Annotated in this window: 16 protein-coding genes; 9 read left to right on the top strand and 7 right to left on the bottom strand. The window is 51.7% G+C overall.

What is annotated here, in order from left to right:
• Window positions 1-43 precede the first annotated feature (43 nt).
• Both dadX and OGY83_RS03255 read right to left on the bottom strand, forming a co-directional pair.
• Window positions 44-1,114, bottom strand: a complete 1,071-nt coding sequence (dadX, locus tag OGY83_RS03260) for a catabolic alanine racemase DadX (RefSeq protein WP_286635270.1) — start codon at window positions 1,112-1,114, stop codon at window positions 44-46.
• A gap of 12 nt (window positions 1,115-1,126) precedes the next feature.
• Window positions 1,127-2,425 carry a D-amino acid dehydrogenase gene (locus tag OGY83_RS03255; RefSeq protein WP_286635269.1) on the bottom strand — a complete coding sequence of 433 codons (1,299 nt, stop codon included), beginning with the start codon at window positions 2,423-2,425 and terminating at the stop codon, window positions 1,127-1,129.
• A gap of 322 nt (window positions 2,426-2,747) precedes the next feature.
• On the opposite strand from OGY83_RS03255, the gene OGY83_RS03250 reads away from it, so the two are divergent.
• Window positions 2,748-4,280 carry a SpoVR family protein gene (locus tag OGY83_RS03250; protein WP_079937489.1) on the top strand — a complete coding sequence of 511 codons (1,533 nt, stop codon included), beginning with the start codon at window positions 2,748-2,750 and terminating at the stop codon, window positions 4,278-4,280.
• A gap of 102 nt (window positions 4,281-4,382) precedes the next feature.
• On the opposite strand, the gene fadR is transcribed toward OGY83_RS03250, so the two are convergent.
• Window positions 4,383-5,102: a fatty acid metabolism transcriptional regulator FadR gene (gene fadR / locus OGY83_RS03245; protein ID WP_079937490.1), complete on the bottom strand. Its 720-nt coding sequence runs from the start codon at window positions 5,100-5,102 to the stop codon at window positions 4,383-4,385.
• Window positions 5,103-5,338: 236 nt separating this feature from the next.
• On the opposite strand from fadR, the gene nhaB reads away from it, so the two are divergent.
• The 3 genes from nhaB (at window position 5,339) to OGY83_RS03230 (ending at window position 8,007) form a co-directional block, all read left to right on the top strand.
• The gene (nhaB, locus tag OGY83_RS03240; RefSeq protein WP_043016062.1) at window positions 5,339-6,883 is read left to right on the top strand and encodes a Na(+)/H(+) antiporter NhaB; all 1,545 of its coding nucleotides are present in this window, start codon (window positions 5,339-5,341) and stop codon (window positions 6,881-6,883) included.
• A gap of 141 nt (window positions 6,884-7,024) precedes the next feature.
• Window positions 7,025-7,555 carry a disulfide bond formation protein DsbB gene (gene dsbB, locus OGY83_RS03235; RefSeq protein WP_194210791.1) on the top strand — a complete coding sequence of 177 codons (531 nt, stop codon included), beginning with the start codon at window positions 7,025-7,027 and terminating at the stop codon, window positions 7,553-7,555.
• 110 nt (window positions 7,556-7,665) lie between these two features.
• Entirely contained in the window at window positions 7,666-8,007 is a 342-nt protein-coding gene (locus OGY83_RS03230; protein ID WP_286635268.1) for a TehB family protein, read from the top strand.
• A 29-nt stretch (window positions 8,008-8,036) separates the two neighbouring features.
• On the opposite strand, the gene ycgN is transcribed toward OGY83_RS03230, so the two are convergent.
• The 3 genes from ycgN to OGY83_RS03215 form a co-directional block, all read right to left on the bottom strand.
• Complete coding sequence (gene ycgN, locus OGY83_RS03225; protein ID WP_286635267.1) at window positions 8,037-8,483, bottom strand: cysteine cluster protein YcgN; 447 nt, start codon at window positions 8,481-8,483, stop codon at window positions 8,037-8,039.
• A 92-nt stretch (window positions 8,484-8,575) separates the two neighbouring features.
• Complete coding sequence (locus tag OGY83_RS03220; protein ID WP_061548571.1) at window positions 8,576-9,235, bottom strand: fumarylacetoacetate hydrolase family protein; 660 nt, start codon at window positions 9,233-9,235, stop codon at window positions 8,576-8,578.
• Between the two features lie 69 nt (window positions 9,236-9,304).
• On the bottom strand, window positions 9,305-9,598 hold the full coding sequence (locus OGY83_RS03215) for a YcgL domain-containing protein (RefSeq protein WP_003020949.1): 294 nt from the start codon (window positions 9,596-9,598) through the stop codon (window positions 9,305-9,307).
• A 126-nt stretch (window positions 9,599-9,724) separates the two neighbouring features.
• Here OGY83_RS03215 and minC point away from each other — a divergent pair, with 126 nt between their 5' ends.
• The 3 genes from minC to minE are packed head-to-tail and all read left to right on the top strand — an operon-like array spanning window position 9,725 to window position 11,538.
• On the top strand, window positions 9,725-10,432 hold the full coding sequence (gene minC, locus OGY83_RS03210; RefSeq protein WP_191215697.1) for a septum site-determining protein MinC: 708 nt from the start codon (window positions 9,725-9,727) through the stop codon (window positions 10,430-10,432).
• A gap of 23 nt (window positions 10,433-10,455) precedes the next feature.
• Window positions 10,456-11,268 (top strand): septum site-determining protein MinD, encoded by an 813-nt coding sequence (minD, locus tag OGY83_RS03205; RefSeq protein WP_003020956.1) that lies wholly within the window; start codon window positions 10,456-10,458, stop codon window positions 11,266-11,268.
• 3 nt (window positions 11,269-11,271) lie between these two features.
• A complete protein-coding gene (gene minE / locus OGY83_RS03200; protein WP_003833739.1) occupies window positions 11,272-11,538 on the top strand; it encodes a cell division topological specificity factor MinE in 267 nt (88 codons plus the stop codon).
• A gap of 87 nt (window positions 11,539-11,625) precedes the next feature.
• On the opposite strand, the gene OGY83_RS03195 is transcribed toward minE, so the two are convergent.
• Window positions 11,626-12,543 (bottom strand): LysR substrate-binding domain-containing protein, encoded by a 918-nt coding sequence (locus tag OGY83_RS03195; protein WP_079937494.1) that lies wholly within the window; start codon window positions 12,541-12,543, stop codon window positions 11,626-11,628.
• Between the two features lie 103 nt (window positions 12,544-12,646).
• Between OGY83_RS03195 and dmlA the strand changes: the two genes are divergently transcribed.
• Together dmlA and OGY83_RS03185 are read left to right on the top strand one after the other, a co-directional pair.
• The gene (dmlA, locus tag OGY83_RS03190; RefSeq protein ID WP_286635266.1) at window positions 12,647-13,729 is read left to right on the top strand and encodes a multifunctional D-malate/3-isopropylmalate/tartarate dehydrogenase; all 1,083 of its coding nucleotides are present in this window, start codon (window positions 12,647-12,649) and stop codon (window positions 13,727-13,729) included.
• Between the two features lie 251 nt (window positions 13,730-13,980).
• Window positions 13,981-15,582 carry a BCCT family transporter gene (locus OGY83_RS03185; RefSeq protein WP_191228598.1) on the top strand — a complete coding sequence of 534 codons (1,602 nt, stop codon included), beginning with the start codon at window positions 13,981-13,983 and terminating at the stop codon, window positions 15,580-15,582.
• Window positions 15,583-15,589: the final 7 nt, after the last annotated feature.

Genomic DNA, 15,589 nt, shown 5'->3' with positions numbered 1-15,589 from the left:
AAGGCCTGATAAACGCAGCTGCATCAGGCAATTCTATATAAAGTTACACCGTCACAACTGGCACGCGCAGCGCCAGAGAACACATTAACTCGTACCCTACCGTACCTGCGGCGGTGGCCACATCGTCAATTTTAATCTCTTTGCCCCACAGTTCTACCGGCGTCCCGATCCCTGCCTGCGGGCACGGCGTCAGGTCCACAGCCAGCATATCCATTGAGACTGTCCCCACCGTCCCGGTACGTACACCGTCCACCAGCACAGGCGTTCCGCTTGGCGCATGGCGCGGATAACCATCTGCATAGCCGGTCGCTACAATGCCAATACGCTGTTCGCCTCTGGCAGTGTAACGGCCACCGTAACCCACCCGATCGCCAGCTTTCAGCGTTTGTATGCCGATTATCTCGCTGCTCAGAGTCATCACTGGCTTCAGGCCGGTGTTAGCGATGTCTCGCCATTGTCCCGAAGGCGATGCGCCATACAAAATAATGCCCGGACGAACCCAGTCATAATGCGCTTCAGGGTGCCACAGCGTGGCGGCCGAATTCGACAGCGATCGTCTGCACTCCAGCCCTTCAGTCGCCTGCGCAATACGCGCCATAGCTTCCTGGATACCATCCGGGTGCTCCGCATCGGCGAAATGGGACATCAGCGTCATTTCGCCGACGTTGGGCATCGCCCGCAGCTGTTGCCAGACCGAGGGAACTCTTTCCGGTAAAAAACCAAGCCGGTTCATACCGCTGTTCACCTTCAGGTAAACATCGAGCGGTGCCTTCAGGCGCGCATTCTGCAATGCTTTTAACTGCCAGTTACTGTGCACACAGGTGGTCAGTCGATAATTGTCATATACCGTCAGGTCTTCGGCGTGGAAAAAACCCTCCAGCATGAGTATCGGGCCTTTCCATCCGCGCTCGCGCAGGGTTATCGCCTCTTCAAGATTGAGCATGGCAAAACCATCGGTTGTGCCCAACGCATTCCAGACGCGTTCAATGCCGTGTCCATACGCATTGGCTTTCACCACCGACCAGACGCGAGCGTCCGGCGCGGCCTGGCGGGTAATGGTCAGATTTTGTTTCAACGCCTGCAGGTCAATGCTGGCCAGTATCGGGCGGGTCATCTCACGTCCTTATCAGTTATGTGCGCCATGTAAATGCCGTGGACGAGAGGGGGTAAACCCCGGACTGTAACGCGCCACGCTCAGATCGTCATAAGGTATAGCTGGCGTGCGGCCAGAAAGGATATCGCTCAGCAGCTGACCGGAGCCGCAGGCCATGGTCCAGCCCAGCGTGCCGTGGCCGGTATTGAGCAGCAGATTCTTAAAGCGGGTGCGCCCCACCACCGGCGTACCGTCCGGCGTCATCGGACGCAATCCGGTCCAGAAGGTTGCCTGCTCTACATGACCGCCGCGCGGGAAGAGATCGCGTACGACCATTTCCAGCGTTTCACGACGAGGTTGTAACAGTTCTGTATTAAAGCCGACAATCTCCGCCATGCCGCCAACGCGAATACGATTGTCAAAGCGGGTAATAGCGATTTTGTAGGTTTCATCAAGGATAGTAGAAACCGGTGCACCGTCGTCTTGCGCCACCGGAATAGTCAACGAATAGCCTTTGAGCGGATAGACCGGGATATCAACGATCCCTTTCAGCATCGCCGTGGAGTACGAACCAAACGCCATCACATAGGCATCGGCTTTAACTATCTCTTCGCCGCACTGGACGCCATAAATTTGCTCACCATCGCTCAGCAGCTTATCGACCGGGGTGTTAAAGCGAAACTTAACGCCCGCCTGCTCCGCCATCTGCGCCAGACGCTGGGTAAACAGCTGGCAGTCACCGGTTTCGTCATTCGGTAAACGCAGACCGCCGGTCAGTTTGTGCGCCACTTCTGCCAGTGCCGGTTCGACTTCCGCCAGACGGTTTGCTTCCAGCAACTGATATGGCACGCCAGCGTCTTCGAGCACGGCGATGTCGCGGGTGGCGTTCTCATACTGTTGAGCGGTACGGAAAAGTTGCAGGGTTCCGCCCTGGCGCCCTTCGTACTCAATACCAGTAGAGGCGCGCAGCACTTTCAGGCAATCTCGGCTGTATTCCGCCAGGCGCACCATCCGCCCTTTATTTTCCATGTAGTGGCTGGTGTCGCAGTTGCGCAGCATCTGCCACATCCATTTCAACTGGAACTGGGTTCCGTCAAGACGAACGGCCAGCGGAGCGTGGCGCTGAAACATCCACTTAATTGCTTTTAGCGGTACGCCTGGTGCCGCCCATGGTGCTGCATAACCTGGAGAGATTTGCCCCGCGTTCGCCGCACTGGTTTCCAGTGCCGGACCGGGCTCACGATCAATGACGGTGACATCGTGTCCAGCCTGACTTAAGTACCAGGCGCTGGTCACGCCAACGACACCACTTCCCAGTATGACAACTCGCATAGCCACTCCGTTAACAGTAAAAGAACAATCATCTAATTACATCTTGATAACTCAGTTGAAAATATTATTCAACATATGGCTTTTTTATGGTGACTTACCTCACATATAGCGGTGATGGCGGGGAACTCTCTGCTTTGGCATCTCCTGCTGTGCGTTATTTTTATCCAGCATAAAATTTTGTGACCATGCCGTTTTTCAACGCCTCGCTAACGAGAAATCGCAAAGAAAAAATTTCTGCCGCAGCACGTTTTTTAACACCATGATCTATGCTTGAAATGAGGTACTCCAGACAGAGAGTGCCGCCAACAATGAGGGTGCGCGAATGGCTACGATTGATTCCATGAACAAGGACAGCACACGGTTAAGCGATGGACCCGACTGGACGTTTGATCTGCTGGATGTCTATCTGGCAGAGATAGACCGCGTGGCGAAACTCTACAGACTGGATACCTACCCGCACCAAATCGAGGTGATCACCTCCGAACAGATGATGGACGCATACTCCAGCGTCGGGATGCCGATCAACTATCCTCACTGGTCGTTTGGTAAAAAGTTTATTGAAACCGAGCGCTTGTATAAGCATGGTCAGCAGGGGCTGGCCTATGAGATCGTTATCAACTCCAATCCGTGTATCGCGTATCTGATGGAGGAGAACACCATCACCATGCAGGCGCTGGTGATGGCGCATGCCTGCTACGGACACAACTCCTTCTTCAAAAACAACTACCTGTTCCGTAGCTGGACGGATGCCAGTTCCATTGTCGATTACCTGATCTTCGCGCGAAATTATATTACCCAATGTGAAGAGCGTTACGGCGTGGATGAAGTCGAAAAGCTCCTCGACTCCTGTCATGCGCTGATGAACTACGGTGTGGACCGTTACAAACGCCCGCAAAAAATCTCCCTACAGGAAGAGAAAGCCCGTCAGAAAAATCGTGAGGAGTATCTGCAAAGTCAGGTGAATATGCTGTGGCGCACGCTGCCGAAGAAAGAGGAAGAGAAAACCGTGGCGGAAGCCCGGCGTTATCCCTCTGAGCCACAGGAGAATCTGCTGTACTTCATGGAGAAGAACGCCCCGCTACTGGAGTCCTGGCAACGCGAAGTGCTGCGCATTGTACGCAAGGTCAGCCAGTATTTTTATCCGCAGAAACAGACGCAGGTGATGAACGAGGGCTGGGCCACTTTCTGGCATTACACCATCCTGAACCACCTTTATGATGAAGGTAAAGTTACCGAACGATTTATGCTGGAGTTTCTGCATAGCCATACCAATGTGGTATTTCAGCCCCCCTACAACAGTCCGTGGTATAGCGGGATAAACCCGTATGCCCTGGGATTTGCCATGTTCCAGGATATCAAACGTATTTGTCAGTCGCCGACCGAGGAGGACAAATACTGGTTCCCGGATATAGCGGGTTCGGACTGGCTGGAAACCCTGCATTTCGCGATGCGCGATTTCAAAGATGAGAGCTTTATCAGTCAGTTCCTGTCACCAAAGGTGATGCGTGATTTCCGCCTGTTCACCGTGCTGGATGACGATCGTCACAACTACCTGGAGATTTCTGCGATTCATAATGAGGAAGGATATCGTGAGATCCGCAACAGGTTGTCGTCGCAATACAACCTCAGCAACCTGGAACCGAATATTCAAATCTGGAATGTCGATCTGCGTGGCGACCGTTCGCTCACCTTACGCTATATTCCGCATAACCGCGCACCGCTGGATAAAGGACGCAAAGAAGTGCTCAAGCACGTACACAGGCTATGGGGTTTTGACGTGATGCTGGAGCAGCAAAATGAAGATGGCAGCGTGGAGTTGTTGGAGCGTTGCCCGCCAAGGATGAACGGTCTTTAAATCTTATTGCCGGAGGCGGTGTAAACACCTTATCCGGCCTACGAAGTGCACGCATTGTAGGCCGGATAACACGCTTTGGCGTCGCCATCCGGCATGGAGCGATTAACGTCCCTGAATAGCTAAGTCGCCCGGCAGGTTCTTCTGCATGCGATGCCAAATCTCGCCACTGTCGTGACCATAGCGGCGCACCGTTTCATACACCTGCTCATGAGCGCCCTGCTCGCAGAGTTCTGACAGCTTACGGTAGAAGCTCAGCGCCAGCGCGCGCGCTTCCGGATTGGCAAAATAATGACGTCCAATGCGGGTATATAATCCTTTCATACCGTTGAGGATTAAACCGTAAATCGGATTGCCGGAGGCAAATGCCAGACCGCGGAAAATGTTATAATCCAGATCGGCAAATGCGTCAGCGTGGTCGGCCACCTGATTTGCCGTCGCCAGAACCTCCTGTGCTTTATCAGGATGCTGGCGAAACGCGGTACGAACAAAGATCGTCGAAATATTGGTACGCACAGACAGCAGATTATCAATCAACTGCGGGACACTCTCGTGATCAAGACGCGCCAGCGTTTCAAGAATATTCAGCCCGGAGGTTTCCCAGAAGTTATTCACCTTCGTCGGTTTGCCGTGTTGAATGGTCAACCAGCCATCTCGCGCCAGCCGCTGCAATACTTCGCGTAGCGTGGTACGTGTCACCCCAATAAGTTCGGAGAGTTCACGTTCAGCAGGCAATATAGTGCCAGGTGGGAAGCGGTTATTCCAGATACTTTCAATGATGTACTCTTCCGCGAACCCAGCCGGGCTTTGCGCCTTAATGACCATAGTAAAAATTCCATTACACAGCAAAACATAGTTACACACATCATACCAGATGGGTATCTTAGCTGATAGCTGACGCAATGAAGAAAAAGTGGATCAAGGCTTCATTTTCCAAATAACGCTACAGTACAGCCAACCTTGCCAGTCTCGTGAATAGCTTGCCTGTACTCCCTCCTCCCGCTAAGCTTTGCGGTCAAACATAAAAACATGATTTCATTTTTAAAGGTAGGGAAATCACCATGGAGCTATCATGGGGCCGCGCGATGTGGCGCAATTTTTTAGGTCAATCACCAGACTGGTACAAACTTGCACTGCTTGTCTTCTTAGTCGTTAACCCGATTATTTTTTTCATCAACCCTTTTATCGCCGGTTGGTTGCTGGTGGCCGAGTTCATTTTCACGCTGGCGATGGCGTTAAAATGCTACCCACTACTGCCCGGCGGGCTGTTGGCTATCGAAGCTGTCATTATTGGTATGACCAGCGCCACGCATGTTCGTGAAGAGGTTGCCGCAAACCTTGAGGTGCTATTGCTGCTGATGTTTATGGTGGCAGGCATCTACTTTATGAAGCAGTTATTACTGTTTATTTTCACGCGTCTGCTGCTCACTATTCGCTCCAAGACGCTGCTGTCGCTGGCATTTTGTGTTGCGGCCGCTTTCCTCTCGGCGTTCCTTGATGCGCTGACCGTCGTGGCCGTGGTAATCAGCGTTGCGGTCGGTTTTTATGGCATCTATCATCGCGTTGCCTCTTCCCGCGCGGAAGACAACAACATGCTCGATGACAGCCATATCGATCAGCACAATAAGGTCGTTCTTGAGCAGTTCCGGGGTTTTCTGCGTAGCCTGATGATGCACGCGGGGGTCGGTACGGCGTTAGGCGGCGTGATGACCATGGTGGGCGAACCACAAAACTTGATTATCGCCAAAGCGGCTGGCTGGCATTTTGGCGACTTCTTCCTGCGCATGTCGCCGGTTACCGTCCCGGTACTGATTTGCGGCCTGTTAACCTGCGTGCTGGTCGAGAAATTGCGCTGGTTTGGTTATGGCGAAACGCTGCCGGAGACCGTCCGTGATGTCCTGCAACAGTTTGACGATCAGAGCCGCCAACAACGTACCCGCCAGGACAAAATCAAACTGATTGTCCAGGCGATTATTGGCGTCTGGCTGGTAGTTGCTTTGGCCCTGCATCTGGCAGAAGTCGGATTGATCGGTTTGTCGGTCATCATTCTGGCAACCTCGTTGACGGGCGTCACCGACGAACATGCGATAGGAAAAGCCTTTACCGAGTCGCTGCCCTTCACCGCCCTGCTGACCGTGTTCTTCTCTATTGTCGCGGTGATTATCGATCAACAGCTCTTTTCGCCGATAATTCAGTTTGTTTTGCAGTCTTCTGAGCATGCTCAACTGACGCTGTTTTATCTCTTCAACGGCCTGCTGTCTTCGATCTCTGATAACGTTTTTGTCGGCACTATTTACATTAACGAAGCCAAAGCCGCGCTGGAACAAGGGACTATCAGTCTCAACCAGTATGAGCTGTTGGCGGTGGCAATCAATACCGGGACCAACCTGCCTTCCGTGGCCACACCAAACGGCCAGGCCGCATTCCTGTTCCTGCTGACCTCTGCACTGGCACCGTTGATTCGCCTCTCTTATGGCCGCATGGTGTGGATGGCTCTGCCTTATACTCTCGTCCTGACGCTCGTCGGTCTGCTTTGCGTCGAGTTCACGCTTGTCCCGGTGACCGAATGGATGACCCAAACAGGCTGGTTAGCTACACTTTCATAACAATTAACCGGGCAAATCACTGCCCGGTTTGACTTTTTGCATGATAAATATCCGATTACGCAAATTTTCAATTCCCGCTAGTGGCGCATAAAGTGAATTGGTTTAAACTGCGGTCTCTACGCATGTTGCAGGGAAATGATTATGTTGCGATTTTTAAACCAGTGCTCCCGAGGTCGTGGAGCATGGTTATTGTTGGCGTTAACCGCCTTTGCGCTGGAGCTCGTCGCGCTGTGGTTCCAGCACGTCATGCTGCTAAAACCTTGCGTGTTGTGTATTTACGAGCGTAGCGCATTATTTGGCGTGATGGGTGCAGGGCTGGTGGGTGCTATCGCACCAAAAACACCGCTGCGCTATGTGGCGATGATAATCTGGATTTACAGTGCCTGGCGCGGACTTCAGTTAGCGTATGAGCACACCATAATTCAGCTGCACCCATCACCGTTTATGACCTGTGATTTTGCCGCACGCTTCCCAAGCTGGCTGCCACTGGACAAATGGCTGCCGCAGGTGTTTTTAGCGTCCGGTGACTGTGCTGAGCGCCAGTGGTCTTTTTTAACCCTGGAAATGCCGCAGTGGCTGTTGGGTATCTTCGCCGCCTACCTGGTGGTCGCCGTGCTGGTGGTGATAGCACAGCCGTTCAAGCCGAAAAAACGTGACCTCTTCGGTCGCTAACAGAGACGCTCCTTCGGGAGCGTTTTTTTTGCCTTAAATTCATTGCCTGCTGGCATCTATAAGATGTATATTAAATACATCTTATAGATGCCACACCAAGGAGATGTCTTATGTCCCATTTACGCATCCCGGCAAACTGGAAAGTTAAACGCTCTACTCCCTTCTTTACCAAAGACAATGTCCCCGCAGCACTTCTTTCTCACCATAACACCGCGGCAGGCGTTTTTGGCCAGCTTTGCGTGATGGAAGGTACAGTAACGTATTACGGCTTTGCCAATAAAGACGCAAAAGAACCTGAAGTGAAAGTGGTGATTAATGCCGGTCAGTTCGCGACCAGCCCGCCGCAGTACTGGCATCGTGTTGAATTAAGCGACGACGCGCAATTCAACATCAATTTCTGGGTTGAAGATGACAACCATGGAGATGAGATGTATCAGGCGAAAAAGTCTTAAGCCTTCACGCCTGCTAACTGATGGGCGGCTTAGTCCGCCCATGAAGGTTTGTTCAGAATATGGTCCTGCCAGTCACGCACTTCCGATTCTTTCACCGCAATATGACGTACTGAAATACGTTCACCGTGCATCGCCGCTTTGGATCCCGTCAGCAACGGATGCCACTCCGGCAGCCCTTTACCTTCCGCTAACAGACGATACGCACAGGTCATCGGCAGCCATTCAAAGGTAGGCAGATTGTCGCGCGTCAGTTTGATACAGTCAGGCTCGTACTCGAATCGGCGCTCGTAATTACGGCACTGACAGGTTTTGATATTGAGCTGCTTACACGCGACGTTGGTAAAATAGATTTCGCCGGTGTCTTCATCCATCAGCTTATGCAGGCAGCATTGACCACACCCGTCACATAATGACTCCCACTCGGCATCGGTCATTTCATCCAGGGTTTTACTTTGCCAGAAAGGTATGTCGCTCATCAGGGTATCCGCTATTGCAATAAAGCTGCACCTTATAACCAGTCTGGCACGCTGATGCAAGTTTTGCCGCCCGAAAAGGCGGCAAGAAGAGGTTACAGCACGCGTGTCGTCAGCGTTTGACCATGAAAACTGATGGCCAGCTCATCACCGCTGTTTAACGGCCCAACGCCCGCTGGCGTCCCCGTCAACACAACATCGCCCGCTTTGAGGGTAAAGAAACGACTCATATAGGCAATCAAAGGAACGATTTGATGGATCATATCCGCCGTGGAGCCGTGCTGGCGTGTTTCACCGTTGACCGTTAATCCCAGTATCGTATCCTGGGGATCACCATTAAATTCCGCCACCGGAATAAACCCTGACAGCGGGCAAGAGTTATCAAAGCCCTTCGCTTTTTCCCACGGTTGCCCCGCCTTCTTCATTTTACCCTGAATATCACGCAGGGTCAGATCCAACGCGACGCCATAGCCCGCGATGGCTTTGCGCACATGTTCTTCCGTCGCCTGACGTAGGGTCGCGCCAATCAGCACCGCCAGCTCAACCTCATGGTGTACCGAACCCATATCAGATGGGATCACCAGCGGCTGACGCAAATCGCACAGCGCGGTTTCCGGTTTGATAAATAATACCGGTTCTTCCGGAGGCGTTCCGCCCATCTCTTTAATATGGTTGGCATAATTACTCCCTACGCAAACCACCTTACTCACCGGATAATCCAGCAGAGCACCATGCCAGTTATGATGTTGATACATTATTTTCCCCTAACGTAGTTATCAATTTCAGGTACTGCATCGATGGGGCGTGCTGCTGCCGGATGCAGTTTAACGTTTAGCGTCTGGTGTATTTTGTTTCGCCGCGGCCAGATGCTGTTTAAGTAAATCTTCTGGCGGCGGTGGTATTTGTAAATAATAGCCCTGCTCGGTGAGTGCCTGTTTTACTTTTTCCAGATCGGCATTAACCAGCTTTTTACGGCCATCAAGCGGCAACATCATTGCCAGCGTCGGCTGACCAAACCCTTTCATCAGTTCTTCAGGAACTCGCGAGAAATCGTCTTTTTTTTCGACATATAAATAGGTCTGGTCACGTTTACTGCTTCGGTAGATCACACAAAACATATCTTTTACTCTGAATTCACGGAATGGTGGCTTGCCTCAATATAATACTGACTATAACATGCCTTATAGTCTTCGGAATATCACCCCGCGCTGGGGATGATAAATAGCAAATTGAGTAAGGCCAGGATGTCAAACACGCCAATCGAGCTTAAAGGCAGTAGCTTCACCTTGTCAGTGGTTCATTTACATGAAGCAGAACCCGAGGTTATTCGTCAGGCGTTGGAAGACAAAATCGCGCAGGCACCTGCTTTTTTAAAACATGCTCCCGTCGTGGTTAACGTGAGTGGTCTTGAAAGCCCGGTAAACTGGTCAGCGCTGCAGAAAGTTGTCGCGTCTACCGGATTGCGCATTATCGGCGTTAGCGGATGCAAAGACGCCAGACTCAAGGCTGAAATCGACGAAATGGGTCTTCCTTTACTGACTGAAGGTAAAGAAAAAGCGATTCGTCCTGCGCCCGTTGAGGCCCCGACTCCCGTCGCTCCGCCACAAAACGTTACTCCCATCACAAAAACACGATTAATAAATGTGCCGGTTCGTTCCGGTCAGCGCATTTATGCACCACAATGTGATCTGATTGTTACAAGCCACGTCAGTGCAGGCGCAGAGCTTATTGCTGATGGCAATATTCATGTTTATGGAATGATGAGAGGCCGTGCGTTGGCAGGGGCAAGCGGTGACCGGGAAGCGCAAATTTTTTGTACCCATCTGACGGCAGAACTGGTGTCTATCGCAGGTGTTTATTGGCTGAGTGATAAAATCCCAGCAGAATTTTATGGCAAAGCGGCACGTCTGCAATTAGCAGAGAACGCTTTGACAGTTCAACCGTTGAATTGATCCCTTTTTAACAAGGAATTTCTATGGCACGCATTATTGTTGTTACTTCGGGTAAAGGGGGCGTTGGCAAAACCACCTCCAGCGCGGCCATCGCTACAGGTTTGGCCCAGAAGGGAAAGAAAACTGTCGTTATTGATTTTGATATCGGCCTGCGTAACCTCGATCTGATTATGGGTTGTGAACGCCGCGTCGTTTACGATTTCGTCAACGTTATTCAGGGCGATGCGTCGTTAAATCAGGCGTTAATCAAAGATAAGCGCACCGAAAATCTCTTTATTCTTCCGGCCTCACAAACTCGCGATAAAGACGCGCTGACGCGTGAAGGCGTCGCGAAAGTTCTGGACGATCTAAAAACGATGGAATTCGACTTCATCGTCTGCGACTCTCCGGCGGGTATTGAAACCGGAGCGCTGATGGCCCTGTATTTTGCCGATGAAGCGATTATTACTACTAACCCGGAAGTCTCCTCTGTACGTGACTCTGACCGTATTCTGGGTATTCTGGCGTCGAAATCTCGTCGCGCGGAAAACGGTGAAGATCCAATTAAAGAGCATTTACTGCTTACGCGCTACAACCCTGGCCGCGTAAATAAAGGTGACATGCTGAGCATGGAAGACGTACTGGAAATTCTGCGAATCAAGCTGGTTGGCGTGATTCCTGAAGATCAGTCAGTCCTGCGCGCGTCTAACCAGGGTGAGCCGGTTATTCTCGACATCAATGCTGATGCCGGTAAAGCCTATGCTGATACCGTAGACCGTCTGTTGGGAGAAGAACGTCCTTTCCGCTTCATTGAAGAAGAGAAGAAAGGTTTCCTCAAACGCCTGTTCGGAGGATAAGTTATGGCATTACTGGATTTTTTTCTCTCGCGGAAAAAGAGCACAGCGAACATCGCTAAAGAGCGACTGCAGATTATTGTTGCGGAACGTCGTCGTAGTGACGCCGAGCCACATTATTTACCGCAGCTGCGCAAGGATATTCTCGACGTTATCTGCAAGTATGTACAAATTGATCCCGAAATGGTCACCGTACAACTTGAACAAAAAGACGGCGATATCTCGATCCTCGAACTTAACGTGACATTACCTGAAGCAGAAGAGTCTAAATAAACTCTTTTGCCACTAAATTATGGTTACGAAAAAGGCAGATTATTCTGCCTTTTATATTTTCTGTCTCTTGCCAACCTATAGCACCTTTTATTCCAAAGTAAACTTCGGGTAGTTTTCGGCAAAATAGCGGCGCAAATACTCAACCGTAATACGGATTTTTGCCGACGTCGCCAGCCGAGAAACATATACTGCCCAAATATTCGCTGGTTGATAATACTCGGGAAGTATGTGTAACAAATGTCCACTGGCAATGTTGTCACAAACGTCCCACCACGACCGCAGGGCTATTCCCTGCCCATCAAGGCACCACTGATGCACCACTTCACCATGGTTAGACGACAAAGGACCCGTAACTTTTATTGAGTGTGCGCCCTCTTTATTGCGCATTTGCCAGATACCAAACGGATGGTCGCGCTCTTTAATGACCAGACAGGGAAAAGTGGCAAGATCGTTTAGTTGTTTCGGCGCCCCATACTGCGCCACAAACTCCGGCGAGGCGCACAGAATACGGTAGTTAGTCGCCAGCTTGCGGGCAATCAGGTTTGGCGCAATATCATCTCCGATACGAATATCGAGATCGACGCCCTCATTGACCATATCTACCAGGCGGTCTTCAACATCGAACCTCAGTTCTAACTGCGGGTACTCTTTTGCCAGCGCAGACAGCGCCGGAGCGACCACCCGGCGGCCAAAACCAAAGCTACTGATAATTCGTAGCATCCCCTGCGGGATCTGCCTGGCATCGGACAGCTCGTCCATCATCTGATCGACATCTTGCAGGATCCGCTGTGCCCATTCGTAAATCCGTTCCCCTTCTTCCGTGATGGTTACGCGCCGCGTTGTTCGGTGCAGCAGCACCACGTTCAGCGTTTGCTCCAGCAGGGCAACTCGCTTACTGATAAAAGCCGGTGATACGCCCAGCTCTTCGGCAACGGCGGCAAATCCCGCACGACGTGCAACCAGCATAAAGACGCGTAAATCATTTAGCAGCGGCAGATTATTCATGATCTGTGTTTTATGTTTCACCAGTTAGGGGGATTAACTATTAATCAGTCAATTATAGGATACGGGGAAAGTCAATTTTGATGGCGTACAAGTGAGAGCTGCTATGAAGAAAACCTGTCGTATTGCCGCTATCCCCGGAGATGGCATTGGTAAAGAAGTCCTGCCTGAAGGCATTCAGGTATTGCAGGCAGCCGCCGAGCGTTGGGGGTTGTCACTCAGCTTTGAGCAAATGGAATGGGCCAGCTGCGAGTACTACGCCCATCATGGCAAGATGATGCCGGATGACTGGCATGAGCAGTTGCAACCCTTCGATGCTATCTATTTTGGTGCCGTTGGCTGGCCGGACACCGTACCGGACCACATCTCACTATGGGGTTCACTGCTTAAGTTTCGCCGCGAATTCGACCAGTACGTCAACCTGCGCCCGGTACGCCTGTTTCCGGGCGTCCCTTGTCCGCTGGCGGGCAAGCAGCCTGGTGACATTGATTTCTATGTGGTGCGCGAGAACACCGAGGGGGAATATTCTTCACTCGGCGGACGCGTGAACGAAGGTACCGAACACGAAGTGGTTATCCAGGAGTCGGTCTTCACCCGTCGCGGCGTGGATCGTATATTGCGTTACGCTTTCGAGCTGGCACAACATCGCCCGCGCAAAACCCTAACCTCGGCGACCAAATCCAACGGCCTGGCCATCAGCATGCCGTACTGGGACGAGCGCGTTGAAGCAATGGCGGCTAACTATCCCGAGATCCGTTGGGATAAACAACATATCGATATACTTTGCGCCCGCTTTGTGATGCAGCCGGAGCGTTTTGACGTCGTGGTTGCCTCCAACCTGTTTGGCGACATCCTCTCCGATCTCGGCCCGGCCTGTACCGGAACGATTGGTATTGCACCTTCTGCCAACCTGAACCCGGAACGCACCTTCCCGTCCCTGTTCGAGCCAGTACACGGTTCGGCCCCTGATATCTACGGCAAGAACATCGCCAACCCTATTGCTACTATCTGGGCTGGCGCCATGATGCTCGACTTCCTTGGCAACGGTGATGCCAACTATAAAGCAGCCCACGACGGTATTCTGGCGGCAATTGAACAGGTTATTGCCAGCGGCCCGAAAACGCCGGATATGAAAGGCAATGCTACCACTCAACAGGTGGGTGAAGCCATCTCTCTGGCACTGCGTTAGAGGTCAAACCACGAAATATGAGCCGCGTCACTGACGCGGCTTTTTTATTTGTTTCATCGCGCCAATAACCTGCGCCAATTCACCTTTTATTATTTCCGTTCCGTGTTTTATTGCTTCACGCATCGAGCAATTGTTTAATTCATGTAAAGAACAAATAATAAAATTGTTAAAAACAAAATCACTGATTCCCTACAGCATGATAACAACGACAGGCTAATGCCATACGCGGGCAACTGTGCCCAGGAGATCCCATGTTGAGCAACGTAAAGAAAAAAGACATGCCGCTGATAGCCATCAGCCTGGTGGCTATTCTTTTCATCGCCGCCACGCTTAGTCTCTTCCCTCAGCAGTCAGCACAAGTCGCAAATACCCTTTTTAACGGCGTTACCCGGATGCTGGGTTCCGCCGTGCAGATCCTCGTTCTGATGGCGATGGGTCTGGTCGTCTGGCTGGCCACCAGTAAATACGGCAACATTCGTCTGGGAGAAGGAAAAGCGGAATACAGCACGCTGTCCTGGCTGTTTATGTTTATTTGTGCCGGACTAGGCTCCTCCACGCTCTACTGGGGCGTTGCTGAGTGGGCCTATTATTACCAGACCCCGGGTCTGAATATTGCACCGCACTCGCAAAAAGCGCTGGAATACAGCTTACCCTACTCCTTTTTCCATTGGGGGATCAGCGCCTGGGCAACCTACACTCTTGCTTCATTAACCATGGCCTACCACTTTCATGTGCGGAAAAACAAAGGGCTGAGCCTGTCCGGAATTATCGCCGCTATCACCGGTGTGCATCCGCAGGGCGTCTGGGGCCGCCTGGTTGATTTGATGTTCCTAATCGCCACAGTTGGTGCGTTAACCATTTCTCTGGTTGTCACCGCCGCCACTTTTACCCGCGGTTTGTCTGCCCTCACGGGTTTACCAGATAACTTTACCGTTCAGGCGTTTGTGATCCTGTTCTCTGGCGGTATTTTCTGCCTTAGCTCCTGGATTGGCATCAATAACGGTTTGCAGCGCCTGAGTAAAATGGTCGGTTGGGGGGCATTTTTACTGCCGCTGCTGGTGCTTATCGTCGGCCCGACCGAGTTCATCACCAATAACATCATCAATGCCATTGGCCTGACGACACAAAACTTTTTGCAGATGAGTCTGTTCACCGACCCACTAGGCAACGGTGAATTCACCCGTAACTGGACGGTGTTCTACTGGTTATGGTGGATCTCCTACACCCCAGGCGTGGCGATGTTTGTCACTCGCGTGTCCCGTGGTCGCAAAATCAAAGAGGTTATCTGGGCGTTAATCCTCGGCAGTACCGTTGGCTGCTGGTTCTTCTTTGGCGTGATGGAAAGCTACTCCATTCACCAGTTTGTGAACGGTGTAATCGACGTACCACAGGTTATGGCGACATTGGGCGGCGAAACGGCCGTACAGCAAGTGTTGATGTCGTTGCCTGCCGGGAAACTATTCCTGGTGGCGTATCTGGCGATCATGATTATTTTTCTCGCCTCGCATATGGATGCCGTCGCTTACACCATGGCGGCCACCAGTACGCGCAACCTGCAGGAAGGAGAAGATCCGCAGCGTAGCTTACGTCTGTTCTGGTGTGTGGTCATCACCCTAATCCCATTATCGATTTTGTTCACCGGCGCATCCCTTGAAACCATGAAGACCACGGTGGTTCTGACCGCACTTCCCTTCCTCGTCATTCTGTTGGTGAAGGTCGGCGGTTTTCTTCGCTGGGTACGGCAGGACTATGCCCACGTTCCTGCGCATCAGATTGAAAATCATCTTCCCGAAGCGCCAGTTAACGCCCCCGTAGCGCCACCGGCCGGGGCATTACTCAAAGGCGACAATTAATCGTCAG

The sequence above is a fragment of the Citrobacter sp. Cpo090 genome (assembly GCF_030332665.1).
GTDB lineage: Bacteria > Pseudomonadota > Gammaproteobacteria > Enterobacterales > Enterobacteriaceae > Citrobacter > Citrobacter portucalensis.
Note: the sequence above shows the minus strand (reverse complement) of the source record. Positions and strands in the feature narration are given on the sequence as shown.

What these genes read in the sequence shown, in the direction of transcription:
- OGY83_RS03255 (WP_286635269.1), bottom strand. Translation starts at nt 2,425, where the DNA reads ATGCGAGTTGTCATACTGGGAAGTGGTGTCGTTGGCGTGACCAGCGCC.
- OGY83_RS03250 (WP_079937489.1), top strand. Translation starts at nt 2,748, where the DNA reads ATGGCTACGATTGATTCCATGAACAAGGACAGCACACGGTTAAGCGAT.
- OGY83_RS03185 (WP_191228598.1), top strand. Translation starts at nt 13,981, where the DNA reads ATGTTGAGCAACGTAAAGAAAAAAGACATGCCGCTGATAGCCATCAGC.
- dmlA (WP_286635266.1), top strand. Translation starts at nt 12,647, where the DNA reads ATGAAGAAAACCTGTCGTATTGCCGCTATCCCCGGAGATGGCATTGGT.
- OGY83_RS03195 (WP_079937494.1), bottom strand. Translation starts at nt 12,543, where the DNA reads ATGAATAATCTGCCGCTGCTAAATGATTTACGCGTCTTTATGCTGGTT.
- OGY83_RS03220 (WP_061548571.1), bottom strand. Translation starts at nt 9,235, where the DNA reads ATGTATCAACATCATAACTGGCATGGTGCTCTGCTGGATTATCCGGTG.
- dsbB (WP_194210791.1), top strand. Translation starts at nt 7,025, where the DNA reads ATGTTGCGATTTTTAAACCAGTGCTCCCGAGGTCGTGGAGCATGGTTA.
- OGY83_RS03230 (WP_286635268.1), top strand. Translation starts at nt 7,666, where the DNA reads ATGTCCCATTTACGCATCCCGGCAAACTGGAAAGTTAAACGCTCTACT.
- minD (WP_003020956.1), top strand. Translation starts at nt 10,456, where the DNA reads ATGGCACGCATTATTGTTGTTACTTCGGGTAAAGGGGGCGTTGGCAAA.
- dadX (WP_286635270.1), bottom strand. Translation starts at nt 1,114, where the DNA reads ATGACCCGCCCGATACTGGCCAGCATTGACCTGCAGGCGTTGAAACAA.
- minE (WP_003833739.1), top strand. Translation starts at nt 11,272, where the DNA reads ATGGCATTACTGGATTTTTTTCTCTCGCGGAAAAAGAGCACAGCGAAC.
- nhaB (WP_043016062.1), top strand. Translation starts at nt 5,339, where the DNA reads ATGGAGCTATCATGGGGCCGCGCGATGTGGCGCAATTTTTTAGGTCAA.
- fadR (WP_079937490.1), bottom strand. Translation starts at nt 5,102, where the DNA reads ATGGTCATTAAGGCGCAAAGCCCGGCTGGGTTCGCGGAAGAGTACATC.
- ycgN (WP_286635267.1), bottom strand. Translation starts at nt 8,483, where the DNA reads ATGAGCGACATACCTTTCTGGCAAAGTAAAACCCTGGATGAAATGACC.
- minC (WP_191215697.1), top strand. Translation starts at nt 9,725, where the DNA reads ATGTCAAACACGCCAATCGAGCTTAAAGGCAGTAGCTTCACCTTGTCA.
- OGY83_RS03215 (WP_003020949.1), bottom strand. Translation starts at nt 9,598, where the DNA reads ATGTTTTGTGTGATCTACCGAAGCAGTAAACGTGACCAGACCTATTTA.